Source organism: Nitrospirota bacterium (assembly GCA_004296885.1).
In the GTDB taxonomy this organism is placed as follows: Bacteria; Nitrospirota; Nitrospiria; order Nitrospirales; family Nitrospiraceae; genus SYGV01.
Window position 1 is genome coordinate 318,370 of the sequence record SCVN01000016.1, and the last position, 25,928, is coordinate 344,297.

General features: G+C 62.2%; 24 protein-coding genes. 6 read left to right on the forward strand and 18 right to left on the reverse strand.

The genetic code is table 11. The features are described from left to right. Window positions 1-41 precede the first annotated feature (41 nt). The gene (locus EPO61_10565) at window positions 42-1,160 is read left to right on the forward strand and encodes a DegT/DnrJ/EryC1/StrS family aminotransferase (GenBank protein TAJ08524.1); all 1,119 of its coding nucleotides are present in this window, start codon (window positions 42-44) and stop codon (window positions 1,158-1,160) included. Between the two features lie 155 nt (window positions 1,161-1,315). Then, on the forward strand, window positions 1,316-1,771 hold the full coding sequence (locus EPO61_10570) for a DoxX family protein (GenBank protein ID TAJ08525.1): 456 nt from the start codon (window positions 1,316-1,318) through the stop codon (window positions 1,769-1,771). Between the two features lie 121 nt (window positions 1,772-1,892). Here the strand turns inward: EPO61_10570 and EPO61_10575 are convergent, their stop codons facing one another. Next, window positions 1,893-2,189, reverse strand: a complete 297-nt coding sequence (locus EPO61_10575) for a hypothetical protein (GenBank protein ID TAJ08526.1) — start codon at window positions 2,187-2,189, stop codon at window positions 1,893-1,895. Window positions 2,190-2,460: 271 nt separating this feature from the next. Continuing rightward, window positions 2,461-2,886: a PIN domain-containing protein gene (locus EPO61_10580; GenBank protein TAJ08527.1), complete on the reverse strand. Its 426-nt coding sequence runs from the start codon at window positions 2,884-2,886 to the stop codon at window positions 2,461-2,463. Between the two features lie 697 nt (window positions 2,887-3,583). On the opposite strand from EPO61_10580, the gene EPO61_10585 reads away from it, so the two are divergent. Further along, window positions 3,584-4,504, forward strand: a complete 921-nt coding sequence (locus tag EPO61_10585; GenBank protein TAJ08528.1) for a hypothetical protein — start codon at window positions 3,584-3,586, stop codon at window positions 4,502-4,504. A gap of 361 nt (window positions 4,505-4,865) precedes the next feature. On the opposite strand, the gene ilvD is transcribed toward EPO61_10585, so the two are convergent. The 11 genes from ilvD to EPO61_10640 form a co-directional block, all read right to left on the reverse strand. Further along, window positions 4,866-6,536: a dihydroxy-acid dehydratase gene (gene ilvD, locus EPO61_10590; GenBank protein ID TAJ08529.1), complete on the reverse strand. Its 1,671-nt coding sequence runs from the start codon at window positions 6,534-6,536 to the stop codon at window positions 4,866-4,868. Window positions 6,537-6,643: 107 nt separating this feature from the next. Then, window positions 6,644-7,414 carry a hypothetical protein gene (locus EPO61_10595; GenBank protein TAJ08530.1) on the reverse strand — a complete coding sequence of 257 codons (771 nt, stop codon included), beginning with the start codon at window positions 7,412-7,414 and terminating at the stop codon, window positions 6,644-6,646. A 28-nt stretch (window positions 7,415-7,442) separates the two neighbouring features. After that, window positions 7,443-7,934, reverse strand: coding sequence for a hypothetical protein (locus EPO61_10600; protein ID TAJ08531.1), 492 nt, complete (start codon window positions 7,932-7,934; stop codon window positions 7,443-7,445). Then, a complete protein-coding gene (locus EPO61_10605) occupies window positions 7,879-8,490 on the reverse strand; it encodes a hypothetical protein (protein ID TAJ08532.1) in 612 nt (203 codons plus the stop codon). The genes EPO61_10600 and EPO61_10605 overlap by 56 nt, the downstream gene beginning before the upstream one ends. A 25-nt stretch (window positions 8,491-8,515) precedes the next feature. Further along, window positions 8,516-8,737, reverse strand: coding sequence for a DUF2892 domain-containing protein (locus EPO61_10610; GenBank protein TAJ08593.1), 222 nt, complete (start codon window positions 8,735-8,737; stop codon window positions 8,516-8,518). A gap of 33 nt (window positions 8,738-8,770) precedes the next feature. After that, window positions 8,771-9,406: an NAAT family transporter gene (locus tag EPO61_10615; protein TAJ08594.1), complete on the reverse strand. Its 636-nt coding sequence runs from the start codon at window positions 9,404-9,406 to the stop codon at window positions 8,771-8,773. Between the two features lie 34 nt (window positions 9,407-9,440). After that, window positions 9,441-10,478 carry a J domain-containing protein gene (locus EPO61_10620; protein TAJ08533.1) on the reverse strand — a complete coding sequence of 346 codons (1,038 nt, stop codon included), beginning with the start codon at window positions 10,476-10,478 and terminating at the stop codon, window positions 9,441-9,443. Between the two features lie 109 nt (window positions 10,479-10,587). Beyond that, window positions 10,588-11,550, reverse strand: a complete 963-nt coding sequence (locus tag EPO61_10625; protein ID TAJ08534.1) for an adenine nucleotide alpha hydrolase family protein — start codon at window positions 11,548-11,550, stop codon at window positions 10,588-10,590. A 75-nt stretch (window positions 11,551-11,625) separates the two neighbouring features. Beyond that, window positions 11,626-11,823 carry a thiamine biosynthesis protein ThiS gene (locus tag EPO61_10630; protein TAJ08535.1) on the reverse strand — a complete coding sequence of 66 codons (198 nt, stop codon included), beginning with the start codon at window positions 11,821-11,823 and terminating at the stop codon, window positions 11,626-11,628. A 98-nt stretch (window positions 11,824-11,921) separates the two neighbouring features. After that, a complete protein-coding gene (gene galT / locus EPO61_10635) occupies window positions 11,922-12,926 on the reverse strand; it encodes a galactose-1-phosphate uridylyltransferase (GenBank protein ID TAJ08536.1) in 1,005 nt (334 codons plus the stop codon). 102 nt (window positions 12,927-13,028) lie between these two features. Continuing rightward, window positions 13,029-15,215 (reverse strand): glycoside hydrolase, encoded by a 2,187-nt coding sequence (locus EPO61_10640; GenBank protein TAJ08537.1) that lies wholly within the window; start codon window positions 15,213-15,215, stop codon window positions 13,029-13,031. 114 nt (window positions 15,216-15,329) lie between these two features. Between EPO61_10640 and EPO61_10645 the strand changes: the two genes are divergently transcribed. The 3 genes from EPO61_10645 to EPO61_10655 all read left to right on the forward strand — a co-directional run bounded on the left by EPO61_10645 (window position 15,330) and on the right by EPO61_10655 (window position 17,748). After that, window positions 15,330-15,743, forward strand: a complete 414-nt coding sequence (locus EPO61_10645) for a hypothetical protein (protein TAJ08538.1) — start codon at window positions 15,330-15,332, stop codon at window positions 15,741-15,743. A 64-nt stretch (window positions 15,744-15,807) separates the two neighbouring features. After that, a complete protein-coding gene (locus EPO61_10650) occupies window positions 15,808-16,908 on the forward strand; it encodes an aminoglycoside phosphotransferase (GenBank protein TAJ08539.1) in 1,101 nt (366 codons plus the stop codon). A 54-nt stretch (window positions 16,909-16,962) separates the two neighbouring features. Next, window positions 16,963-17,748 carry a nucleotidyltransferase family protein gene (locus EPO61_10655; GenBank protein ID TAJ08540.1) on the forward strand — a complete coding sequence of 262 codons (786 nt, stop codon included), beginning with the start codon at window positions 16,963-16,965 and terminating at the stop codon, window positions 17,746-17,748. Window positions 17,749-17,772: 24 nt separating this feature from the next. Here EPO61_10655 and EPO61_10660 read toward each other — a convergent pair whose 3' ends face one another. The 5 genes from EPO61_10660 to EPO61_10680 all read right to left on the reverse strand — a co-directional run bounded on the left by EPO61_10660 (window position 17,773) and on the right by EPO61_10680 (window position 25,793). Next, window positions 17,773-18,528 carry a hypothetical protein gene (locus EPO61_10660; protein ID TAJ08541.1) on the reverse strand — a complete coding sequence of 252 codons (756 nt, stop codon included), beginning with the start codon at window positions 18,526-18,528 and terminating at the stop codon, window positions 17,773-17,775. 98 nt (window positions 18,529-18,626) lie between these two features. After that, on the reverse strand, window positions 18,627-19,394 hold the full coding sequence (locus tag EPO61_10665) for a hypothetical protein (GenBank protein TAJ08542.1): 768 nt from the start codon (window positions 19,392-19,394) through the stop codon (window positions 18,627-18,629). A 44-nt stretch (window positions 19,395-19,438) separates the two neighbouring features. Then, window positions 19,439-21,466 carry an HD domain-containing protein gene (locus EPO61_10670; protein ID TAJ08543.1) on the reverse strand — a complete coding sequence of 676 codons (2,028 nt, stop codon included), beginning with the start codon at window positions 21,464-21,466 and terminating at the stop codon, window positions 19,439-19,441. A gap of 226 nt (window positions 21,467-21,692) precedes the next feature. Next, window positions 21,693-24,287 (reverse strand): heavy metal translocating P-type ATPase, encoded by a 2,595-nt coding sequence (locus EPO61_10675; protein ID TAJ08595.1) that lies wholly within the window; start codon window positions 24,285-24,287, stop codon window positions 21,693-21,695. 102 nt (window positions 24,288-24,389) lie between these two features. After that, the gene (locus EPO61_10680) at window positions 24,390-25,793 is read right to left on the reverse strand and encodes a sigma-54-dependent Fis family transcriptional regulator (protein TAJ08544.1); all 1,404 of its coding nucleotides are present in this window, start codon (window positions 25,791-25,793) and stop codon (window positions 24,390-24,392) included. Between the last annotated feature and the right edge of the window lie 135 nt (window positions 25,794-25,928).

Sequence of the window (25,928 nt, forward strand, 5' to 3'; positions counted from 1 at the left end):
ATCATATCGGACAAGCATACAATGAATGAATGGAGTCGTCGGTGAACGTTCCCCTGTTGGACCTAAAAGCGCAGTTTCGCGGGATCAAAAAAGAGGTCATGGACGTGGTCGAAACCACCTGCGAGGAGCAGGCGTTTGTCCTGGGCTCCCGCGTCGTGGAGTTGGAGCAGGCCCTGGCCTCGTATGTCGGCGTGTCCCATGCGGTGGGGGTCGCGTCCGGCAGCGATGCGCTTCTCTTGTCTTTGATGGCCCTGGGTGTCGGGCAGGGGGATGAAGTCATCACGGTGCCGTTCACCTTCTTTGCCACGGCCGGAGCCGTGTCCCGACTCGGCGCCACACCGGTCTTCGTGGACATCCGTCCGGACACCTTCAACATGGACCCGCAGCAGATCGAGCGGAAGATCACGGCCAAAACCAAGGCCATCATTCCGGTGCACCTGTTCGGACAATGTGCCGAGATGGGCGCGATCAACGAGATCGCCAAGCGCAAGAAGCTCGCCGTGATCGAAGACGCCTGTCAGGCCATCGGCGCCATGCAGAACGGCATCAAGGCCGGCGTGCTCGGAGACACGGGCTGCTTCAGCTTCTTCCCCTCCAAGAACCTGGGCGGGTTCGGAGACGGGGGCCTCATCACCACGAACGACGCCAAGCTCCACGATGCCCTGGCCATGCTGCGGGTGCATGGGAGCCGGGTCCGCTACGTGCACGAGCAGATCGGGATCAACAGCCGGCTGGACGCCTTGCAGGCGGCCGTCCTGCGGGTGAAGCTGAATCACCTGGATCGGTGGACCGAAGGGCGCCGGCGCAATGCGACGCGCTATGAGCGGCTGTTCACCGAAGCCCGGTTGCTGGATCGCGTCACCCTGCCCGTGACCCAGCCGGGCAACTACCACGTCTTCAACCAGTACACGATCCGCGCGCAACGGCGGGACGAGTTGAAGGATTTCCTCAAGGAGCAGGGCGTCGGGACGGAAATCTATTATCCCATCCCCATGCACGTGCAGGACTGCTACCGGTTCCTCGGCCACAAGAAAGGAGACTTCCCCGTCTCCGAGCAGGCTGCGGCGGACGTCCTGTCCCTGCCCATCTTCGCCGAGCTGAGCGACGAGCAATTGGCCTACGTCGTCGAGTCGGTCAAGGCGTTCTACGACCAGCGCTGACCGTCCAGCCGATTCCAGTTTCCCGCAAGAATTCAACCGGATAGAGGCGCCGATCGCCGGACGAATGATTGCGCCTTGATAAACTACTAGGTAGTATTAAACTAACAGAGACTTTAAGAGGGGACCGGGGTCGGGACAAACTGGGGAGGTGCGAGATGAAGGCAATAGAGTGCCTGCTCAAGACGGATGAAGGTTGGGCGAGTCTGGTCTTGCGGGTCATGCTGGGGCTGGTCATATTTCCCCACGGGGCGCAGAAGCTGCTGGGTGTGTATGGGGGATTCGGTTTTTCCGGCACGATGAGCTTTTTCACCGAGACCATGCACTTGCCCTGGATCGTTGCCTTTCTCGTGATCATCGGCGAATCCTTCGGGAGCCTGGCCTTGCTGGTCGGCTTGCTGACGCGCTTCACGGCGGCCAGTCTGACGGTCATCATGCTCGGGGCGATCGTCACGACCCACCTGCCGAACGGGTTCTTCATGAACTGGTTTGGAAAGCAAGCTGGCGAGGGTTATGAGTACCATCTGCTGGTGATCGCGATCTGCGCCGCGCTGATGATCACAGGTGCCGGCCGCTGGTCGGTGGACGGAGCGCTGGCCAAGAAGCTGGGCTAAACGGCAAGCGGAACGGTCAACGGCAAAGGATTTCAAGAAGGCGCAATGAAACGGGGCCAGGCGTGTGAAGGCCGGCCCCGTTCTGTTTTGTGCTCTGCGGCTGGTTTGCAGAAGTGACTGTTTAGCGGCCGGGCACGGCTTGGATCAATTTGCGATCGCCCTGATCCCGTCCGCAGCTTTGTTCGGCGATCATGCGCTGTCCGGCGCTGGCATCCGATGGGATTCTTGCCTGACAGGCTTGCAGCGTGTCCCCGACGGCGCCGGCCGCCATAGCTCCGATCCCGGTTCGGGCGCTGGCCACGGAAGGCGTTGCCCCCCCAGAAGATTGTCCCACTTCCTCAGAAGACATTTCCGCACAGCCGACGCTCAGCGCCAGGCATGCGGCCATGACCATCGGTCCGATGAATTTGGTTGCCATCACTCGTTCCTCCCTTGTCGTGCTCATGATTGGTTGTGATTCAGCAGGACTCGTCATATTTTGAACCATCCTGCGCCGAAAGCGGGACGCGGGTCAACCGAATAGTGGCGAGCGAGAATTGATAAGGCGGGATGGCATGCCCGTTCGCGCCACAACACATCCTTTTAGAAGCGAGGTCGAACGGGCTGCATATCCCGTCCGTCCAAGCCAAATGAAAGAGCGGGGCGGGCTAGACCGCTTGCGCGCTCGTTCTGGAGTCCAGCCGAGAGAGCTATCGCCTCGGGCGTGTAAGCATGAGCGCGACAAACCCTTCTTGCTCAAAGTGCCGGTCAGATGTCAGGACGAGCGAAAGGCGGTGTTTGCGCATGACGGTCATGGAGAGACAGTCTGTCAGGCTGTAGCCTTTGTCGGGTCTGGCTTTGTATAAGGCAAAAGCGCTGTTGAAGGAGGCTCGGCTTTGCGGAAGAACTTTGACCATCGGATTGTTCAGGATGGTCTCGACTGTTCTGATGGCGAGGGCGCGGATGTTGACTCCACTGTCGGCCAAGGCATTCAAAAATTCCGTGAGAACGGCGTCGGTGGTAATCAGACGGACTTGGCCGAGCGACGATGAGGCTTCGACCGCGGCTGCGTGGTGTTGATCGAAAGGGTTAGTGAGGGCGATCCAATATGCCGTGTCGGCAAAGACCTGCTTCAAGGCCTATGGCTTCCGTAGAGGTAGTGATCGTGCTTGGCAGAGAGATCGGTGGGAAGTTTTGCGAAATCCGGCGCTGGAATTTGGTGGGCGATAGCTAAAATCTCATCCCAGATCGGCTTCGGTGCGCGGGGCTTGGCCAGGCGCTTCCTTCCCCGTGACTGAGCGGCCGCGCCGTTTGGTTTGTGTACCCGTGTGCGTTTCATCGTGGCTTCAGTGTAGTAGGCAGTTGAGAAGGAGTCAAGAAGCTTGCAGACAATGCCTCGCTGGAAAAGGGCGGGAGTAGACTGGCCCGTTGCGTCGCATTTCCGCCTGCCGAACAGTCCAATCCAGTCTTGGCTGGCGAAGGGAGAGGGCGGGTGTGCTGAGGCGTCTTGCCTCCGCACCTCCGGAGCAAAGATACCGCGGCTTGGGAAGGTCGGGCAGCGTCGGCTTCGCCACGATGCGATGGTGCCATTGTGCCGCCGTCACCATGCTACTGGCTGCTCGCCTCATCGGAATAGAAGAACGGCGAGCGGCGTCCTCTCCGTCTTCCTGTGTCCCGATTCTCGCCGTGGCGAAAGCCTCCTGCCCATCTCTTCCATCCGCGTCCGAAGAGAGAGGGTGTCGGGGACAGGTCGCCAATGGACCTGTCCCCGATTTGCTGAATTCTCAGCCCCGTGTATCGATAGCGTTGACAAGTCCATAGAACAAAATAAGAATGACTCGTCAATTGATGGTCGGCATCGACAAGGTATGTCGATCAGCATACTCGTACGCTAGCGCCATCAGAACTCCATCGGTGGGCATAATGATATCCAAAGACGATTGCATCCAGAAGTATAACGAATACAAAAAACAGCACGAGGTAATTCCAAAAAAGAAAGACTTCTTCAAGTTTGCTGGAATTCATGAGAGGCAATTAGTTGGCCTGTATGGCAGAGATGCCTACACGAAATTACAAGAGGAATGCGGCGACGAAGCCAATAAATTAAATCTTGAAAAAACACCGACCGAAAAAATAATGAGGCAGTATGGAGATTTGGCGCTCGAATTGGAAGAGCTGCCTAACTCTTCAGATTGGATTGAACGCCACTTTAAGCCTTCCATTTCTGGTTTAGAACGAAGGCCGCACTTTATAAAATGGTCTGAATTCCCCTCGAAATTCACAGAATGGATTCAAAATAATCAAGTCAAAGGCTACGAGAAGGTATTAGGTTATATCAACGAATCATCTGCGAAATCGAAAGTTAAAGCCGAAAAGCGAGACCGTGAGTTTGAGAAGCTCATTAGTAATATCAGATCGTGGTCGCCGGGTAGGCGAAGAAATAGTGAGGGCGAGTATAAAATCGAGCTAAGGAGACATTTGGAATCCCTTGGATACACGGTGAATGAAGAGTTTGGGGAAAGCAATTTTGATTTGCTGATCAACAAGAGGCATGCCGTTGAAATCAAAAAGGACCCGCAGTTAAGCGAGTACGATCGACTCTTCGGCCAATTAGCAAGGCATCTGCAACATCAATTGCGCGTCATCGCTTTGATACTCGACGCTCCGAGCGAGGATAAATTCAGCAATTTCACTTCGCTGGTGGATACATACTTATGTAAGGATGAAAAGATCGTTGAAGTTATTAAGAAGTAGAGTCTGAGAGGTTGCAAGGAGCCGTTATTTGCTTCCCAAAACGGGGACAGGCCCATCGGCGGCCTGTCCCCGTATACTCTCTTTTTATTTTTGGCTGCGCGTAGAGGGGCACGGTGGTTGTGAGCGACTTCACTGAAGGAGCGGGGTACCCACCGAGACTTTGCCAGGAAGGAAAGCGGAAACTGACCGAGTCCGCGAGGGAATTTCCGAAGGCTTCCGCCTGGCAAAGGCCGGAAGGGTCGTTCCGAGAGGTGCGGAAGCGAACGGCCACCGTACCCCTCTAAGACCTTTCCGAATCCGGCCGCCCTTCGTCACCCACTCCTAATTCCGAGTAGCCGTTCGTCAGCCGTGGTCTTGGCTTCTAGCTTGTGACCGCCCCTTCGGATGCCGACGAGACATGCCGGGCGTACTTGGCCATAACGCCCATCGTGTAGCGCGGCGCTGGCGCCTTCCATTTTGAGAGGCGCGCCTTGATCTCCTTGGCCGTCAGCTCCACGTCCAGCCGGCGTTTGGCAATATCGAACACGATCATGTCGCCGTTCTTGAGCGCGGCGATTGGCCCCTTCTTGGCTGCCTCTGGAGCCACATGCCCGGCCATCAAGCCATGTGTCGCTCCGGAGAACCGTCCGTCGGTCAGGAGCGTGACCGAATCCCCTAACCCTTCGCCCACGATCGCCGCGGTCACGCCCAGCATCTCGCGCATGCCCGGCCCGCCCGCCGGCCCTTCATAGCGGATCACGACCACATCGCCGGCTTTGATGCGCCCGGCTTTGACGGCGGCGAAAGCGTCTTCTTCCCGGTCATAGACCTTGGCCGGACCCCGGAACGTCATCATCGAGTGGCCGGCGACTTTCACTACGCAGCCTTCCGGCGCCAAGTTCCCTTTGAGAATGACCTGACCGCCGGTCGCCTTGAGCGGATTGGACAGGGGCCGAAGGACTTGCTGGCCTGGTGTTTCAACCGCGCTCTTGGCTTCTTCGCCGATGGTCCTGCCGGTCACGGTCGGCTGGTTGGGGTGTAGGATGCCCGCATCCAACAGCCGCTTGGCGACGAGCGTGGTGCCGCCGGCCGCATAGAGGTCCGAGGCCGTGAAGCGACCGCCCGGCTTCAGGTCCGCGAGCAGCGGCACCTTCCGGTTGATCTTGTCGAAGTCGTCGATCGTGAGCTTCACGCCCGCTTCCCGCGCGACAGCCAACAAGTGCAGCACGGCGTTGGTCGAGCCGCCGGTCGTGGCGACCGATGCGATGGCGTTCTCGATGGACTTGCGCGTGATGATCTTGCGCGGGCGCAGGTCCTGTTTCAGCAAGTCCATGACCATCTGGCCGCAGCGGAAGGCGACGTCGTCTTTGTGGCTGTCCATGGCCGGGACCCCGTTCATGCCCATGGGGGAGATGCCCAGAAACTCGAAGGCGATGGCCATGGTGTTGGCGGTGAACTGGCCGCCGCAGGCGCCGGGGCCGGGACAGGCATGGTCTTCCAAGTCTTTCAATTCGGCATTGCTCATCTTGCCGGAGGCATGGCGCCCGACCGCTTCGAACACGTCCTGGATCGTCACGTTGTGACCCTGAAACTGGCCGGGCATGATGGAGCCGCCGTAGAGCATGAGCGAGGGGACGTTCAAGCGGGCCAGGGCCATCACCGTGCCGGGAATCGTCTTGTCGCAGCCGGAGAGGGCCACGACCGCGTCGAACAAGTGGCCGCGCGCGACCAGCTCGATGGAATCGGCGATGACCTCACGGCTGATCAGCGAGGCCTTCATCCCTTCCGTGCCCATGGAAATCCCGTCGGAGACGGCGATGGTGTTGTACTCGATCGGCGTGCCGCCCGCCTCGCGGATGCCGGCTTTCACCCGCTCCGACAGTCTGCGCAGGTGGTAGTTGCAAGGCATGACCTCGATCCAGGTGTTGGCGACGCCCACCAGCGGTTTCGTGAGGTCTTCGTCGGTGAAGCCGACGGCCTTGAGCATGGCGCGGGCGGGGGCCCGGCCGGGACCGTCCAAAAGGTCATGGCTCTTGTGTCTGATGTCCGTCATTCTTGCTCCTCTTGCCTATGGCGTATGAATGGCCCGCGGAAGAACTGTCGCACAGGAGAGGGGGAAGGGTCAATATCCGGATCGTGGCTCAGGGCAGAGGGTGGCGATCAGTCAGGGTCCGCCTTGCCTGCGTCGTCGTACCACTTCTCTTTGCGGATCGGGCAGAGGCCCTTTTGGGTGACGAGCGAGGAGACCTCGCCGATCATCCCGCTGTTGCCGCAGAGGTAGACGGACAGGTTCGTGACCGACGAGACCCGTTCCGCGACCAGTTTGGTGACGCGACCGGTCGTCCCAATCCAGCCTGGCTCCGGTCGGGAGAGGGTCGTGATGAAGTGGAAATTGGGCCGTTGTGTGGCCAGGGCCTCGAATTCTTTCTGGTGATAGAGGTCCTTCTGGCTGCGGAGTCCCCAGTAGAGGGTCGCCGAGCGCGAAAAGCCGCTTTCCAGCAGGTGGTCGAGCATGGAGCGGAAGGGGGCGATGCCGGTGCCGGTGGCGACGAACAACAAGTCGCGCTGGCCGTCCTCTTTCAAGTAGAACGAGCCGGCCGGTCCCTTGAACTGCGTCTCGTCCCCTTCTTTCAGGCCGAACAGGTAGGTCGAACCGGGGCCGCCTGGAATCAGGTTGAGCAACAGGGTGATGCGGCCCTTCTGGCTGGGCGGGGAGGCGATGGAATAGGCGCGGGTGGCGGGGCGGGGAAACGTGGGGTGGGGCACGTCGAACGAGACGAATTGGCCCGCCTTGAAGTGGATCTCCGCCGGATCGGTCAGCCGGAGGCCGATCTCCCGTACGTCGTGCGTGAGGTTTCTGATCTGATCAACGCGAGCGTGGTAGAGCTGCAGAGACATCGGTTTATGCGCACGAGGCCGGCGCGGAGCCATGTCGATCGCTCCGCGCCGGCCTCACGGCCTAGTCCTTCTTGGCTTTGCCCTTGCCTTTGGATTCTTTCTTCTCCGCGCCCTTCATCTCCGTGTCGATCACCGCGCCGCTGTCCGCGTCGATGTGGACTTCCGTCACCGTGTCGTCGGCGCCGGCGATCTCCACTTCCCAGACGGTCTTGTCGTGCTTGCGCTCCAGCTCGGCTTCGATGACCTTGCCGGCCACTTTTTCCTGGGCCGTCTTGATCGCCTGCTCGACCGTGACCTTGGCGGTCTTGGACATCTCCACCGCTTCCTTGGTTTCGTCCTTTTCTTTCTTGTCCTTGCTGCCGCTCCAGGCCGGTCCGCCGAACACCAACAATGATCCGACCAACAGGGCCAAGCCGGTCGTCAATTTTCCCGTTGCTGTCATGATCCTGCCTCCTTCGTCATCGGGCGGGAGCAGGCTTCTGCTCCTCGTCCAGTGTTTAGTGTTTGGGCTCCGTTTTTTCCGCGTCCTTCTTCTCTCCCTGCGCGGCTCCATGCCCTTTCATCATGCCGCCGTCCTTGTGCCCTTCTTTGGGTCCGTCCTTGTATTTCTTCATCATCGCCTCATGGACCGCCTTGACCCGCTGGCTCTGTTCCGGTGTCAGCAGGGCCATCGCATCTCGCCGGGCTTTGATCGCCGCGATGCGGAGGGCCACTTCCTGCAACTCAGCCTGCTTCATCTTGTCCTCGATGACGGACAGCTCCGTCTTGTCGTCTTCGGTCAAGGCTTGCAGTTCCCGTTCTGCGACCATGATGTCGGCTTCGGCCTTGATGCGGGTCTTATCCAAGTCGAGCTGAATGGCTTTCAGCTTGGCGACTTGCTCGTCCGTCAGCCCCATCTCTTTCTGGGACTGCAAGAGGCCACGGAGCAGGTGTCCCGTGCTGGCATGGTGTCCGCCCATACCGTAGCCGTGCCCGTGCTCTCCACAGCAGCCATGTTTTCCGCCGCTCTCCTTGCCGTGGCCGTAGCCGCCGTCCGCCCAGGCCGGCTGCAGGCCGAGCCCCAGCAGAGCTGCGATAAGCACCGTCTTGCCCAGTATTCTGATCAGCATCGTCTCCTCCTTCGGTTGCAATCGGTCATGGATTGTTCGCTGCTTCCTTGGTCGCGCAAGTGTTGATGCCCAGCAGTTTCCAAGCCGGACAGAATCCGGTGATCCCGCTTACCAGGGCGATGGCGCCCACCAGGTAGATGGCAATCACGGCGCCTGCGGAGATATCGGCCAGATAGCCGATGGTCACCAGGGTCCCCCCCACTATAACCCGGATTGTCCGCTCGGTGAGGCCCAGATTGCATGTCATCATGACACCTCCTTGTGTTGGGTTCCAACGAGGTCAGCGGCCCAAGAGTCCGCCGTCCGCCTTGAGGGCGTTGATCATGAACTGCACGGCCAAGGCCGCCAGCAACAGGCCCATGAAGCGGGTGATGATCTTTTCCGCGATGGGGCTGAGCCATCTGGCCCCGTGGCTGGCCAGGGCGAAGGTGATATAGCTTGCCAGCCCGACGGCGACGAGGCAAGCCAACAACACCATCCGCTGGCCCAAGCCGTGGGTTTGGGCGTCCAACAGGATGATCGTCGAAATGGCCCCCGGGCCGGCCAGCATCGGCATGGCCAGCGGCGTGATGGCCACGTCGGCTTTGTCGGCGCCGGCGGCGGTCTCCTCGGCGGTTTCCTGCACGGCGGACCGCTGGGCGCGCAACATGTCTAGCGCGATCAGCAGCAGGATCAGAGCGCCGGCGATCTGCAAGGCCGGCAGGGTGATGCCCATGACTTTGAACAGGGTCTGCCCGATCAGCGCGAAGGTGCCCAGAAATCCCACCGCGGCCAGGCAGGCCACTTGCGCGATGTGCAGCCGCTGGGACACCGAATCCCGTGCGGTCATGGCCAGGAACGCCGGTACCGCGGCGATCGGGTCGACGATCACGAACAGCGACCCGAAGGCGAAGAGGGCATATTCCATGAGCTTCAGCACGGCTTGAATTCCATCCTCTCGGCCTTCCGTCTCACCCCCGGTTTGTCTGACGCAGGAGATCGGCGCGCGGGTCCTGGTGGGGACTGCGTCCAAGTTGCTCGTAGAGTTTGAGGTCCTCCTCAGCAATCGAACCGGGCATCACGATCTGGAGCGTGAAAAACAAGTCTCCATGCCCTCCCGATGCGGCCGGAAGCCCCTTGCCCTTGAGGCGGAGCTTGCCCTCCGCCTTGCTGCCGGCCGGGACTTTGACGCGCACCGGGTCCGTGAGCGTCGGAGCCAGGACCTCAGCGCCCAGGGCCGCCTCCCAGGGCCAGACGGGAAGGATCACATGCACGTCGCTGCCCTGGCGGCGAAAGACCCGGTCCGACTCGACGATCACGCGCAGATAGAGGTCGCCGGGCTTGCCTCCGTTCATGCCCTGCTGTCCCTTGCCCGCGACCCGGACACGGGTGCCGTCCTGGACGCCGGCGGGGATGCGCACCTCGATGGTTTTGGTCTCGGTGCGGCTCCCGGTTCCTCCGCAGGTCTGGCAGGGGCGGCCTTTTTGCCGGCCCGTGCCGCTGCATGTGGCGCAGGGGATCGGCTCCGTGAGATTCAGGCGTCTGGTCATGCCCGTCAGCACTTCGCGCAAGGTCAGGTGAACATCCGTTTCCAAGTCCTCGCCCTGGACCGCGAATCCGCGGAAACCCGACCCGCCGCGAGGCTGCGACCGGCGGCCGAAGAGGGACTCGAAAATGTCGCCGAAGTCCTGCCCGCCCTCCGTCGAGCCGGGCCGGCCGCCCATTCCTGCGCCGGCGCCGGCCTGTTGCCTGGCCTTCTCGTAGGCCTCCGCTTCCTGCCAGCGATGTCCGTACCGGTCGTATTTTTTTCTGGTCTCCGGGTCTCCCAGGACCTCGTGGGCCCCGTTCAGCTCCTTGAACTTTTTCTCCATCTCGGCCTTCCGCGCGCCCCCGTGCAGGTCCGGATGATACTGGCGGGCCAGCTTGCGGTAGGCTTTCTTGATGTCGTCCTGAGTCGCGGTTCGAGCGACGCCCAGGATCTCATAATAATCACGTTCAGTAGTCGCCATGAAGGACCTTTCTCATGCCGTCGCACCTGCCTTGCAGCTTAAGTCCTTGTGCGGGGCTTTTCAAGGGTGGGCGGCGAAATGCGCGCAGGGGGCCGGAGCGAACAGGATGCTACCGGGTCGAACCGGCCTTGGCCCGTGCCATCATCTTGCAATAGGAGCAGATCTCGGCGGTGGTGGGCTGGCTGCAGGTCGCGCAGGGGTGGAGGGTCGCCCGATCTTTCTCGGCCATCGACGCGGGGGCCGGCTGGGCCTGTCCTGAGCCCTGTTGAAGGGCTCTGGCCTGTTTTTCGAGGAAACCGCAGTAGAAGGCCTGCTTGGTGCCCGGCGATTCCGTTTCCAGGCGATTCAGCACTTCCTTGTACAGGAGCATCTTGGAGCCCTTGGCCATGGGACATTCATCCACGATGTAGTCGATCCGGTTCAGGACCGAGTAAGCCGCGACCTCCCGTTCGGAGAGCCGGTACAGCGGCTTGACCTTTTTGGCGAACCCCTCGACCGAGGCGGGGAGGCTGGGCCCTTGCTTGTCCAGATATTCCTCCTGCCAGTGCAGGACGTTGCCCAGCAGGCGGGAGGCCTCGTCGTCCAGGTTGTGGCCGGTCGCCATGACGTCATAGTCCTGCTCCACCGCGGCCCGATTGAACTGGTAGCGTTTGATCGTGCCGCAGGTCGAGCAGGTGGGACGGTGGATCAGGTCGGCCAGTTCGCGGATGCCGGCCCCTTCCTCCTCCTCGACCTTGTGGATCAGCAGTTTCGCCTCGTGCGTGCGGGCGACGCCGTCGGCGAACTGTTGCACCTTCTCGCGCGACGTGGTCGAGTAGCCGGGAATGCCCAGGTCCACGTAGAGGGCATCGGCCTTGTAGCCCAGCTTGAGCAGGATGTCCCAGAGGGCGAGACTATCCTTGCCTCCGGACACGGCCACCAGGATGCGATCGTCGCGGCCGAACATCCGCTCCCCTTTGATCGCGCGGATGACTTGCTCCAGGACGAACTCGTTGAAGCAGGCTTTGCAGAAGGCGGCATTGTGGCGGGGCAGCCCGATCACCGCTTTGACTTTGCATTTTTTGCAGTTCATGATCTGTATCAAAGTCTGAAAGTCAGCAAGTCCGAAAGTCGGCTTGAGGAGAAGACTTTATGACTTTTCGACTTTCTAACTGCCTCCTGAAATCACCGGGCGAATCTCCACCTGATCCTCGTCTTTCAGTAATTCGTCTTCCGTGACCAGATCGTCCCCGCGGATCACCAGATGGGCTTCCACGACCAGATTCAGGTCGCGCAGCAAGTCCTTGACGCGCTTGGGGCCTTTGATCTCCACCTGGCGCTCTGGATGGCTGAGTTTCACGATCATGGTGAATGGTAAATAGCGAATGGTGAATAGTGAAAGGCGCAATCCGGATCAATGGCCATTCTATACCATTCACGTATCACCTTTCACGGTTCACCACCCTAGATCTCTGCCTCCCGCAGGAACTTGGCTGCTTCCTCCGGCGTGACCGGGTTGATGTAGAAGCCGGTGCCCCATTCGAAACCGGCCACCTGGGTCAGCTTGGGAATCAGCTCGATGTGCCAGTGATAGAACTCGCCGGTTTTCTCGTGCAGCGGAGAGGTGTGCAGCACGAAATTGTACGCCGGGTGCGAGAGGACCTTGTCCATGCGCCGCAAGGCTTCCGACAGGATGCGCGCGAGCAGCTCGAATTGGGTCTTCTGGCTTTCTTCGAAATAGGCGGCGTGCCGTTTGGGCAGGATCCACATTTCGAAGGGAAACCGGGGCGCGAAGGGCGTGATGCAGATGAATTCCTGGTTGTCCGCCACGATCCGCTCCGCGTCGGAGAGTTCCTGCCGGATGATGTCGCAGTAGATACACCGTTCTTTCTGCTGGTAGTGGGTGCGGCAGCCGTCGATCTCCGCCAACACGCTGGTGGGGGTGACCGGCAGCGCGATCAGTTGCGAATGGGTATGTTCCAGCGTGGCCCCGGCCGCCGGTCCGTGGTTTTTGAACACCAGGATGTACCGGAACCGCTGATCCCGCTTGAGGTCCACGATCCGGTCGCGATAGGCCCAGAGCACGTCCTCGATCCGCTTGGGCGCCAAGTCCGCCAGCATGTCCTTGTGGTCCGGGGTCTCGATGATGACTTCGTGGGCGCCGATGCCGTTCATGCGGTCGTACATGCCGACGCCTTCCCGGCCCATCTCGCCTTCCACCTGCAGGGCGGGAAATTTGTTCGGCACAACCCGCACGGTCCAGCCCGGCATGTTGGGCTCGCCGCCCTGGGGCCGGTAGGCGAGGATTTCCTTGGGCGTGAGTCGCTCCTGGCCTGGACAGAAGGGACAGAGGCCCGTCGAGACCGGCCGCACCGGCTCGTGGTGGACGAAGTCGCGGGGCCGCCCGGCCCGGTCGGTCGAGATGATTACCCAGCGCCCGACGATGGAATCACGGCGTAGGTCAGGCATGGTTCCTCACAAGAGTATATGGCCGATAGCGGATGGCCGAAGCCGGACGCTCATTGTACCTCTGTCTTTGGCGAAGCGCTAGAAGCGAATTGCCATGGCGGGTCAGACCTTCCACATGCGGGCCTCATAGTCCGCGTCCGGAACGGTCAGGGTCAGGGGGTGGTGCCGGGGATACCGGTCTATTTCGAGCCCTCCTTGCGTGACGACCAGGCTCATTCGAAACTGGTCGCCTGCCTGGAGTTCCAGGGCTTTCAGCGGGACGGCCAACTCAATGATGGTGCGCCGGCAGGCCGTGCCGCAGGGGCCTTGATCCGAGAATCCCATCCCCGGTCCGCCGGACTGGCCTGACGACCAGAGCGTGCAGGCCGTGGCGGCAGGCAGGCCCAGGGGAAAGACCAGCTTGTAGGCGGTGAGTCTGGTCAGGACATGCGCCTCGATGGCCGCGTCGTGTAGCTTGTCCATGGCCTCGTCGTTCTGATCCAACCGGAGGAAGAGCCGGTCCAGGCTGAAGCCGAATCCAAGGTAGGCAAACAGCCGGCTGGACTTCCACATGGCGCCCAGCGGCGGCGCCGGGTCGATGGAGCCGGCCCCGCGCCATTCAAAAAAATTCGTGACCAGCCCGTCGATCGTCGGCTCCAGGAGGCACACCGGATCATGCGAGGGATGGGGTTCGGGCAGTCCGAAGAGGGGGTGGTTTAAATAGTCCGGCGCGGGGAGCCCGGCACGGAGAAACACGTTGCGCAGATGGGTCCGAAACAGCCGGTCGAACTCGGCCTTATAGTCGGTTTCGAAGTCGTCGCCGTACCACCAGAACCAATCGCTGCCTTCCGCGGCATAGAGCTCACTCCAGGCGCCGCGCGCGGCGTCCGGCGCGAGGGAGTCGGCGACCTCAACCAGTCGCTGGCGGGTCTCCTTGATCAGGTCCCAGCCCCGGTTGTCCTCCTGGTGCCCCAGCCAGATGCCGAAGTCGGCGTTGATCCAGGAGCCGGAGTGCAGATGCTCGAGCCGCCTGGTCGGGCGCTGTCTGGCGAGGGCGTTGCTGATCGTGTCGGTCGTCACGAGTGCCTGGCCGATGGTCCCCTTGTCCAGCGCCCGGTAGAGACCGGACAGGAACTGTTCCCCGCCGTCGTAATAATGTTCCCAGGGATTTTCACCGTCCAGGATGATCGGCAGCAGCAGGTGATTGCCGGGAGCCTGTTCGGCGATGCTGCTGATCCGGCGCACCACGTCTTCCACGGCTGCCTCCGGCGCGGCCTTGGAGTAGATGAAGCCGAAGGCATCCGAAATCTCCCGGTCCCGGAAGACGAGCGCCAGTTCGTTTCCCGGCTCTCCCGCCAGGTAAGACTGGTACAAGTCCCGGCCCCGATCCCAGTCGCCCAGCGAGCGGGCCAGGATGCCTTCGTCCGTCGCGGTCCATTGCAAGCCGGCCCGTCGCAGGATCGGAATCAGTTCCGGGCAGACCGAACCTTCGGACGGCCAGAGGCCGGCCGGAGCCGATCCGAACAGGTCCCGATGCAGCGCCACGGCTTGCTGGACCTGGGCTTCGGCGTCGGCTGGGGCCTGGAGCCGCTGCGGCAGGGCCGTGTCGGGCCTCCCGCGCCTGGCCTGGTCCGTGTCGATCAGCAACGGTAGGATGGGATGGTAGAAGGGGCTCGTGGTGAGCTCGATCTGACCGGACAAGGCCAGCTTCCTATACAGAGGGATGATCTCGGCGACGGTCTGCAACTGGAGGCCCAGCACCTCCTGCTTCTCCTCTTCGGTGAAGCCACGGTCCTTTTTGCGCAAGGCCGCCAGGCGTGGGTGGCGCCGCACCGTGCCGTATCCGAACCAGGCCAGATTGTGCCAGACTTGCAGGTCGCGCAGCTCTTGGATCGAGAACTGCCGGGCCAGGCCGGTGAGGTCCTGTCCCTGGATGTGGGTGCCGCGCTTGACCAGCAATTCGTGGTAGCGGGGAAAGGGCCGGACCATGGTGGCCCAGTTGGCGGCGAAGAAGTGGCGCACGAGAAAGGCCCGTTCCGCCGGGGTGAGGTCCGCCGCCGGCTTCTGAGCATAGTCCAGAAACAGGTCCCGGACGGTGCCCGACGTCAGCTCCTGCAATTGGGCCAGGAGCGAAGGGGTGAAGTTGAACGTGGCCCTGAGGTTCGGGAACTGCTCGATCAGGTAGGCCATGTCGAAATAGGCTTTGATCGCGTGGAGCCGGACCCAGGGCATGGAGGCGGAGCCCGCCACCGGGTCCGTGTAATACGGTTGGTGCATGTGCCAGAGAAAGCAGAGCTGGATGGTTTTCATGGTGATGAGCCGCAAAGTATGTCACAGGGGGGAGGGGGTTGCAACTAAGGGACCATGATGACGGGATAGGCATGGATCGGCTATAAGAAGCGTGACCCGGCGCAAGGAGTGTGCATGGCAGATCAGGAGGCTGTTTCCCCGGAAGCCGCGAACCACGCCGGTTGGATCTCCCGGTATTGGGTTCCTGTGGCGGCCTATGCGGGGCTCATTTTCTATCTCTCCGCCCAGTCCAGCCCGCCCGGGCCGGCCATGTGGTGGCTGGAATTCTTGGGGGACAAGGCGGTCCATGCCGCCGAGTTCGGCCTCTTGGGTCTGTTCTGTTATCGCGCCTTCCGCTTCGGTTCAGGCCCGCGTGCGGCCCGGTTCGCGCTGTTCCTGGCGATCCTCGCCTCCACCGGTTATGGGATCACGGACGAAATCCACCAGGCCTTCGTGCCGCTCCGCGAGCCCAGCCCCTGGGACGTCCTGGCCGACGGGGCCGGCGCATCGGTCGTCTCGTCGCTGTGGCGCCGATTCGTCGAGCCGTAGCCGCGTTGTTCCGCCCGACGGTCCTCCGTGACAAGCTTTCCCCGCCTCGGTATAATGCGCCGCCATGACCGCCGCTGATCCTTCCGTACCCAAGCCGCCGCAGGCTCCGCCGGACGAAGCCGTAGTTGCCGAAACCGTTCGCACCCGATTGCCCTTTCACGCCCAGTTCAAGGCGCTGGCACCGCTGGCCGGCGACGCCTCGAACCGGCGGTATTTCCGCATCCAGCTCGGCGCCGGGACCTTTCCCTCTCTGGTCCTGATGCAACTGGCCGAGCCGGAGGCGTTCAAGCAATCGGAGGAGGCCGTGAGCGGCGGCGCTGCGCCCCCGACCGAACTGCCGTTTGTGAACGTGCACCGGCATTTGATCCAGGCCCAGGTGCCTGTGCCCCAGCTCTACCATTACGATCAGGAAGCCGGGCTTCTGTACCTGGAGGACTTGGGCGATGTCACCCTGGCGCAGGCCTGCGAGAACGGAGCCGGCGACCAGACGCCGGGGTTCTACCGTTATGCGGTGGACGTGCTGGTAAACCTGCATCTCAAGGCGACCTTTCCCCCGGAGCCTGCCTGTGTGGCGTTCGGGCGCGCCTTCGATGTGCCCTTGCTCATGTGGGAGTTCGACCATTTCATCGAATATGGGATTGAAAAACGGAACGGGCGGCTCATTCCCGAAGCCGATCGCCAGGCGATCCGCAACGACATGCAGAAGGTGGCCGGGCTATTGGCCGGCTTGCCGCAGGTCTTCACGCATCGGGATTACCACAGCCGGAACTTGATGGTGCGGGAGGGGCGTCTCCGGGTGATCGATTTCCAGGATGCGCTCATGGGGCCGGCCACCTACGACTTGGCGTCGCTGTTACGCGACTCCTACGTGGCTTTGGACGAGGAGCTGATCGCGGAACTGGTGATCCGGTATTTGGAAGGACGGGCCAAGGCCGGCGCCCCGCTGGACCGGCTGACGTTCATGCGCCTGTTCGACCTGACCAGCATCCAGCGTAACCTCAAAGCCGCCGGTCGTTTTGTCTACATCGATCAAGTGAAAGGCAATCCGAAATTCCTCGCCGACATTCCCCGCACGCTCGGCTACGTGCGCCGCAACTTGGCCAAGTATCCGGAAACGGCGTCGCTCCGCAAGAGACTAGCCGCCTATGTCCCCGAATTACAGTGACCTGTGAAATGTGAATCGCGAACAGTGAAAGGTAGCGGCCACACAACCGACATCATGATCCGGGCTTCAAGCATTTACCATTCACGATTCACAATGCGCGCGATGATCCTCGCGGCCGGGCTCGGGACGCGTCTGCGGCCGCTGACCGATACCCGGCCCAAGCCGCTCCTGCCGGTCGCCGGCACCCCTTTAATCGTTTGGAACTTGCTGCTGCTGCGCCGGTACGGCGTGACCGAGGTGCTCATCAATCTGCACCATTTGGGGCATCTCATCGAGCAGGCGTTGGGAAGCGGGGCGGCATACGGGCTCAGCCTGACTTATTCGCGTGAGCCGGTCATCCTCGGCACCGGCGGCGGCATCAAGCAGGCGGAGCCCTTCTTCGAAGGCCAATCCTTCCTGGTGCTGAACGGGGATACGTTGTTGGAACTGGACCTGGGCGCGCTGATGGCGACACATCGCGAACGGGGCGCTCTGGCGACCATGGTGCTGCGCGAAGACCCGGAGGCGGAGCGGTGGGGGCCAGTGGAAGTGGATCAGGCCCAGCAGGTTCTGTCGATCAACGGGCGGGGCCGAAAGGGACATGGTCTGACACAGAGGCTGATGTTTGCGGGTGTGCATGTCATGCATCCCCGCCTGTTGCGCGAGGTGCCGGTGGGCCGCGACTCATCCATCATCGAGGCCTATGTCCGGGCGATCGCTGGGGGCGAGCGCATCCTGGGCTACCGCATGACCGGCTATTGGTCGGATGTCGGCACGCCGGAACGGTATGCGCAGGCCCAGCGGGACGTGGAAACAGGCGCCATCTCCTTGGCGGCTCGGTATGGACCTGGGGCCGGCTGAGGGGGATGGGACGTGGCGCTCAGCCTAGCGCCTGGCGACGGCCATCAGGCGGGTCTTGCGGAGCGACATGAAGGTGCGCTGGTCTTCCGTCGGCGCGTGAGCCGGTTGGGGCACGCCCGGCTTGCCGCTGTAGGCGCTCAAAAAGCGGTCCGTGACCTCGAGGGCGTCGGCCTGTTGTCCCGTCCGCTCCAACAGATCCGCCAGGCGGAGGTAGGTGGGGACGAGTAGCGGTACGTCCCGTTCTTTTTTGGCCTGGTCCAGGACCTGGCGGTAGGCGTCGATCGCCGCTTGAGGTTGACGGCCTTCGGCCTGCAGCGCGAACAGCATGCCGACCGATACCTGATCGGCGGCGATGCCGGCGCCTTTGGCCTGGGCTTCCGCGAGGAGTTTCTGTATCTGCTCCGGTGAGAGCCGGACTCTGCCCCCGCCCGCTTTCAGTTGAGCCAGCACCCGTTCCGCCTCCGGCCAGCTTCCGGAGAGTCCCACCAACAAACATCGGCATCCGGCCGCGTTCGTGCACGTTTGAGCGGAGGGCCGAAATTTCTTCGTCGCGACGATGCTCGGGAGGAACGCCATGCCGTTGGCCGTCCGGCAGGCCACACAGGCGTGGGTGTCCATCGGGGTGACGTGTAAGAACCACCGGATGCCGGAGCGATCCATCGCGCTGGCGACTTTGATGCGACCCGCGCGGACCTGGATATCGTGCAGTTGCCAGAGCAGCAGGAGCCCTAGGATGGCCAGCAGGTAAGGAAAGACATCCGGCAGCGTGACGTGCGGCATGCGGAGCGCCCCTTGTACAGTGGTCCGAATCTGTTCCTTCCTGTACCACAGGGTCCGGCGCAAACAAAGCAAAACGCGGATTTTGGCGGCGCGCGGAGCTAGGCGCCGACGGTCCGTAGACGGGTTTTCCGGTCGGCGACGACGCCACGCTGGGCCGGTGTGGGGGAAAAGTGCCCCGCCAGTTTTCCTGGGGCATAGGCTTGCTCGAACCGGTCGATGCACTCCAATGCATCCTTGTAGCGGCCATGTTGCTCGAGCAGGTCCGTCAGGCGCAGGTACGCGGGGATCACGAAGGCGAGATCCCGGTCCGTCTTGGCGTTGGCGATCACATACTGATATTTGAAAATGGCCACGTCGGGGTGGGGCTTTTCTTCGTGTACGGCTTCCAGCATGTGGACCGACACCCGGTCCATGGCCGCGCTGAGGCTCTGTTCCCAGGGGCCCTTGGCGATGGCGATCAACTGAGGCGTCGTGAGCAGGATGGGTTTGGGATTGGACTTGCCTTGGTCCTGGAGCCGCTTCAGCAACGCTCTCGCCTCCGGCCACGAACCGTAGAGTCCCACCAGCAGGCACCGGCAGCCCGACGGATTCGTGCAGCGGTCGCGCGGGGAGGTGAATTCCTTCTTCCTGGCTGCCGTGATCGGCAGGAAAGCCAAGCCGTAGGTGGCCAGGCAGGCGGGGCAAGTCCGGCCGTCGCAGGGGGTGATATGGATGAACAGACGGATTCCGGAACGGTCCCAGAGGTCCACGGCCAGGATGCGGCCGGCATTGACTTGGATTTCGTGAAACTCCCACAGAAGTAGGAGGGTCAGGACGGCGAAGAGGTAGGGCACAATATCGGGGACGATGATGTTGGGCGCATGCATAGTCGGTCCCCCGTGGTGGTTGGGCTCCGTCGATGAACTGATGGTCAGCTCATGATTCGTTCCAAGGCTTTGACCATCTGTGGATCATAGAGGCCGGTCTCGACGCCCCGGCCGATTTCATCCAACGCGGCGTGGCGCTCCCAGGAGTCCCGATAGGGACGCTTGCTGGTGAGCGCGTCGTAGGCATCGGCGACGGCCACGATGCGGGACCCGATGGGGATATCCTCGCCCTTCAAGCCGTTGGGATAGCCCGAGCCGTTGAAGTTCTCGTGGCTGTGAAGGACGATCTGCAAGATGGCGTCGTTCTCATACCCCATCTTGCGCATGATGCGCACCCCTTCGGAGGTGTGCATCCGGACCATGTCGAACTCGCCTTTGCTGAGGCTGCCGCCGCGGTTCAGGATGTAGTGGGGAATGATCTCCTTGCCGATGTCGGCCATGAATCCGGCGTGCATGATGTCCAGCTTGTCCTTGTCGGGGAGGCCGAACGCGTTGGCGATGGCGTAGGCGATGAGGGCCACCACCTTGGAATGGCCGAGGCTCCCATCCAGCGCTTCCACAGGCAGGATGACGTCGGATGGAATCGTGATCAGGCTCGTCGCCTGCGCAAAGTCCTGGTAAAAACTCTGCGGAATCTTCTCGCGGTTGAGGAGGATGTCCTTGATGCCGACCACTTCGAAGGCTTCGACGCGTTGCCGTTTGCCCCGCACGCTGATCTTTTCCAACTCGCGCATTTTCATGCCGGCTTCGGCATAGGCGACCTTGAAATCTTTGTTGCCTTTGTCCAGGTCAAGCGCCCGCTCGAAGTAGAAAAGCGCTTCCGCCGGCTCGTTCAGCTCCAAGTGAATCTGGCCGATGCGGGAGTAGAGCATGGCGTCTTGGGGATTGCCGGCGGTCTGCTCGTGGAGGGCCTCCAACTCCTGTTCCCTCTCTGGGTTGATCCCGTCCTTGCTCGGCAGGTCCCGCTTTTTCCGCGCCTCAATGAGATGGCTGACCCCATTGTAGGTGTCGCGATCGATCAGGACATGCTCCGGTGCGCAGGCCTGTTCCAGCCGCGAAGCCACATTGACGACGTCGCCGATGGCGGTGAAGGTCTGCCGCTTGGAGCCGATCAACCCCGTGATCATGGGACCGGTCCCGATGCCGACGCGCATCTTCCACGGGTAGCTCAGCTTGGCCATCTTCTCCTGGGCCTTGACGGCGGCCAGCACGGCCAGCAGGCGATGGGTTTCGCATTCCAACGGGGCGCCGAACTCGCACATGATGCCGTCGCCCATGTACTTGTCGATGTGCCCGTGGTAGGCCATCAGGAGCGGCTCCATGTCCCCGATGAAACGGTTGAGCTCGCGGATGACGACTTCCGGCGGCTTCTCTTCCGAATAGGAGGAAAACCCGACGAGGTCGGTGAACATGATGCTGACCGTGCGTTTTTCGTTCCGCAGCCGGCCTTCGATGAGCAGGTTGACGACGGAGGAATCCATCGTCGCATAGAGGGTTTCTTCCACCTTCGCCTTCAGGGATTCGATAGAGCGTTTGGATTGCTCCAATTCTTCGGTGCGCTCCGTCAAGGTGATATTGGTTCTGGAGAGTTCGTCCTGCTGCACCTGCAGGTTGCGGTTCAGCGTGGAGAGGCTTTCCGAGTATTCCTGCAGGGCGGTGTTGGCTTGGCGGAGTTCTTCCTGCTGGCGCTGCAGATTCACGTTCAATTCTTTGCCGGCGGCCACTTCAAGCGTGAGTTTCTCGTGCAGTTGGCCCACCACCGCGCCGGATAGGATGAGGAATCCCCCCCAGGTGGCGATGGTCAGGTAGAGGTCGAGGTCGCTCCGCTCCTGCTTGAACGACTCCGGAGCCAGGACGACATAGACGCCGACGACCAGGATGCACAGAAACGCTCCCAGGACCGCCTGCCGTCGTCCCAGGTAGTACCCGGCCATGATGATGGCCAGAAAGTAAAAGTTCAGAAAGGCTGTTTTGTAGGGGAGGAAGTAATTGATGGCGATCGTGATGGTGAGGGTCACCACTACGAACATGCGCTCGAAATTTTCAACGAGGAGAGTTTTGAATTTTTGCATGTTCAATTTGCAATGGTGCAATTCCTATGCCGATGAAGCTGGGGGAGAATACTCATTGCAGTTTGCTGATGTCAATAGAATCCGGGGCTGAGAATCGGTGGTATGTGTCGCAAGAGACACTTTATAGTCTCATATAGTCTCATGCAGGTGTCGCGTGAGACAGAGTGTACATCGTTTTCCCTTGGATCTGTTTACGTTGGGTGGACGCGATCCCGGGGCGGAGTTTTTAATGCCTCCCCTGAGTGGGGCTGAACTTGCGCAGCCGCAGGGCGTTGCTCACGACGCTGACGGAGGAGAGTCCCATGGCGGCGGCCGCCCAGATCGGACTCAGCAGGCCCAGGGCGGCGGCGGGAATCAGCAGGACATTGTAGATGAACGCGGCAAACAGGTTCTGTTTGATGTTCCGGGTCGTGGCGCGGGACAGGGCAATGGCCGTGACGACGCCCCGCAGGTCTCCCCGCACGAGGGTAACGTCGGCCGCCGCCATGGCCACGTCCGTACCGGTTCCGAGCGCGATTCCCACGTCGGCTTGCGCCAGGGCCGGTGCGTCGTTGATTCCGTCTCCGACCATCGCAACCACCTTGCCGGCTGATTGAAGCCGCTGGATCTCGCGGGCCTTTTGATCGGGCAGGACCTCCGCCAGCACCTGGTCGATCTTGGCTTGATAGGCAATGGATTTTGCGGTTCGTTGATTGTCCCCGGTCAGCATGATGACTTCCAGGCCCATCCGGCGCAAGGCCTCCACGGTCTCGGCGGCATGGTCTTTCAGCTGGTCGGCCACGGCGATGAGGCCGAGGACCTTGCCGGTCCCGTTCGTCTGCGCCGCGTCGGCCGAGCCGGATGGATGGCCCTGGCGGTGCGCGCCTCTGGCGGCCAGGTACATGGGGGTCAATCCGGCGGCGGCCAGCTGGTCGAAGGCTTTTTCCGCTTCCGCATCGACCGGAACCCCATCCGTTTCCATCAGACGCAGGTTGCCGAGAGACAGGGCCTGATAATGGTCCGGCCCGCCCACGGTGACGCGAATCCCGTGTCCGGGGATGGCGGTGAAGTCACGGGCCTCTTCCAGGGGCAGTCCCTTGGCTTGTGCATGCCGCACGATGGCCTGTCCGACCGGATGCTCCGAGTCACGCTCCGCCGAGGCTGCCAGGCTGATGACCTGTTCGGCGGTCCAGCCCTCGTTCAAGGAGACCACGGCCGTGACGGACGGTTCTCCTCGCGTCAGCGTCCCGGTCTTGTCCAGCACCACCGTGGTGAGTTGGTGCGCCCGCTCCAAGGCTTCGCCGCCGCGCAGCAGGATGCCGAATTCGGCGCCTTTGCCCAGGCCCACCATGATGGATGTCGGCGTGGCAAGCCCCAACGCACAGGGACAGGCGACGATCAGGACGGCGACAAAATTGACGAGCGCATGGGTGAGGGCCGGCGGCGGTCCGAACAGGAGCCACAACGCGAAGGTGAGCGCCGCCACGCCGATGACGGTCGGCACGAAGAAGGCGGCGATGCGGTCGGCCAGCTTGGCCAACGGAGGCTTGGCCGCCTGGGCCTCTTCCACGATCCTGATGATCTGGGCCAGCGCCGTGTCCCGGCCGACTTTGGTGGCTTCCACCCGCAGGCTGCCGCTCCGGTTGACCGTGGCGCCGACGACCGGATCGCCCGGCTGTTTGTCCACCGGCAGGCTTTCCCCGGTGAGCATGGATTCGTCGACGGCCGAGGCCCCTTGGCGCACGATCCCGTCCACCGGAATCTTCTCGCCGGGGCGTATGATGACCAGGTCGCCGACTTGCACGTCCTCGATCGCGATCTCCTCTTCGCGTCCATTCCGGATGATCCTGGCCCGCCTGGGCTGGAGGCCGGCGAGCTTGCGGATGGCTTCCGAAGCGCGGCCCTTGGCCCGCATTTCCAGCAGGCGTCCGAACAGGATCAGCACGATGATCGTGGCCGACGTATCGAAATAGACGGTGGGCGTAAGGCCGCCGGCTGTGAAGAATGCGGGGTTGAGAGTCGCGGCCAGGCTGTACAGGTATGCCGCCGAGGTTCCCACCGCGATCAAGGTATTCATATCGGTGGACCCGTGCTGCGCCGCCGCAAAGGCCCCCCGGTAGAACTGCCATCCGGCCCAGAACTGTACCGGCGTGGCCAACAAAAGTTGGAGCCAAAAGGAGGTGGAGAGGGAAAGAGGCAGGCCGAGATGTTCCGACATGCCCAACAGCATGACCGGGACGGCCAATGAGGCGGCGATGAGGCTGCGTCGCTTGAGCGTCCGGTAGGCCGCCTGTTTACGCTGTTCCACCGGGTCGGTCCGCTCGGCCCGGTCGGTTCGCTCGAATGAGCCCGCCTGCTTCGATCCCTCCATCGCTGTCGGCGTGACCGGCTTGTAGCCGAGGCTGCTGATGGTCTGGTGGATGTCGGCCGGGCTGACGACGGCCGGTAGGTAGTCCACCGTGGCCTGCTCCGTGGCCAGGTTGACCGAGGCTTTGGTGACGCCCCGCAGGGCGCCGAGCCCCTGCTCGATCTTGGCGACGCAGGAGGCGCAGGACATGCCCTCGATGGGAATCGTCAGGGTTTCGGCGGCCGACTTGGCGGCTGCTGGCTGCTGGCCGGAACCCGACTCCGGTTTGGGCCGTCGCGGCGTGAGTGTGACCAGCTGCACCGGCACCCCCGGGACCATGGGCTGGTGGCCCCGCGCGAGCACCGCCTCCGGATCGGCTTCGAACGTCCGCTTGCAGCCAGGCGCGCAGAAATAATAGGTCGTGCCCTTGTGGACGGCCTTCGCCGGCGCTGTCTGTTCATCCACGGTCATGCCGCAGACGGGATCGATGGCCATCATGAACTCCAGTAATCAGCTCTCAGCAATCAGCCATCGGCTCCGGATCTTCGCGCTGAAAGCTGACAGCTATCCTAGCAGATAAGTCAAGAAGGGAGGTAATCAACTCGAGGATGGCTTGGGTTCCGAGAGGCCCTTCTGTTTGATCAGGCGGGCCAGATAGGTGCGCTGCAGCTTCAACCGCTCCGCCGCCTTGGTTTGGCTGCCGTTGGTTTGCCGAAGGGCTCGGAGGATGATGAACCGGCTGTGCTGCTCCATGGATTCGTGGTAGGGGAGGCTGTCGTCGTCGTCCGTCCGGCCTTCTCCGTCCGATGCCGGCGGCCCGTCGGAAACGGAGAGGCCCAGGTATTGGGGCGGAATCACCTCCTGCGGGCTCAGCACCACGGCCCGCGCCACGGCATTCTCCAGTTCGCGGATGTTGCCCGGCCAGGCGTACTGCGTGATGGCGTCCAGGGCTTCGACCGAAAGCCGCAGGTGCGGCCGCTTGGCTTCGCGCGCGTGCCGCGCGAGGAAGAAGTCGGCCAGCAGCGGAATGTCCTCGGGCCGGTTCCGCAGCGGGGGCAGGGTGAGCGTTACGACGTTGAGGCGGAAGTAGAGGTCCTCCCGGAACGTGCCGGCCCGGACGGCTTGCTTGAGATCCTTGTTGGTGGCGGCAATCACCCGGATGTTGACGCGGACGAGGCGGGTGCCCCCGACCCGGTGGAACTCGTGGTCTTGCAGAAAGCGCAACAGCTTGGCTTGGAGCGAGAGCGGCATGTCGCCGATCTCGTCCAGAAAGACCGTGCCCCCATCGGCCATCTCCATTTTGCCCTTCTGCTGGCGGTCGGCGCCGGTGAAGGCGCCCCGCTCATGGCCGAACAGTTCGTTTTCCAGCAGGGTCTCGGTCAGGGCCACGCAGTTGATGACGACGAACGGCATGGCGCGGCGCGGGCTCCACTGGTGGATGGAGCGCGCGAAGAGTTCCTTGCCGGTGCCGCTCTCGCCGAGCAGCAGCACGCTGGCGTCCGAATTGGCGGCCCGCCGGGCCAGGTCCATGACCTCCGTGATCACCCGGCTGGTGCCGATGATGCCGGCATAGCGGCTGTCCACTTCGGTCCTGAGGCAGGCCACCTGCCGTTTGAGCGATTCCCGCTCCAGGACTTTCCGCAGCACAATGGACAAATGGTCCACTTCGATGGGCTTGGCGAGAAAGTCGTAGGCGCCTTCCTTCATGGCCTCGACGGCTTTCGTGATGGTGCCGTAGGCGGTCATGACGATGACCGGCACATCGGCGCCTTCGCGGACTTGCTGCCTGTTTTGGGACAGTCGCTTGAGCAGCTCGAGACCGGATAGCCGCGGCATTTCCAGATCCAGCAAGATCAGGTCCGGCTGCTCCCGCTCGATCCGTTCCAGCCCCTGCAACCCGTCCGACGCGGTGCAGGTCTCATAACCCAGCGAGTCCAGGCGATCGCGCAGAATCGTCACGATGTCCGGATCGTCGTCCACGATCAGGATCTTCGGTCTCATGCGTCACCCTCCCTGCTTGGTGGGTTGTACCTATTTGTGCGGATATGCGATGGGAGCGGGAGAGAGGCGGAAACGACGGGATGGGCAGCGGACCAACAGAGGGCTACCATGAGCAGCCTGCTGGAGCCTCCTTAC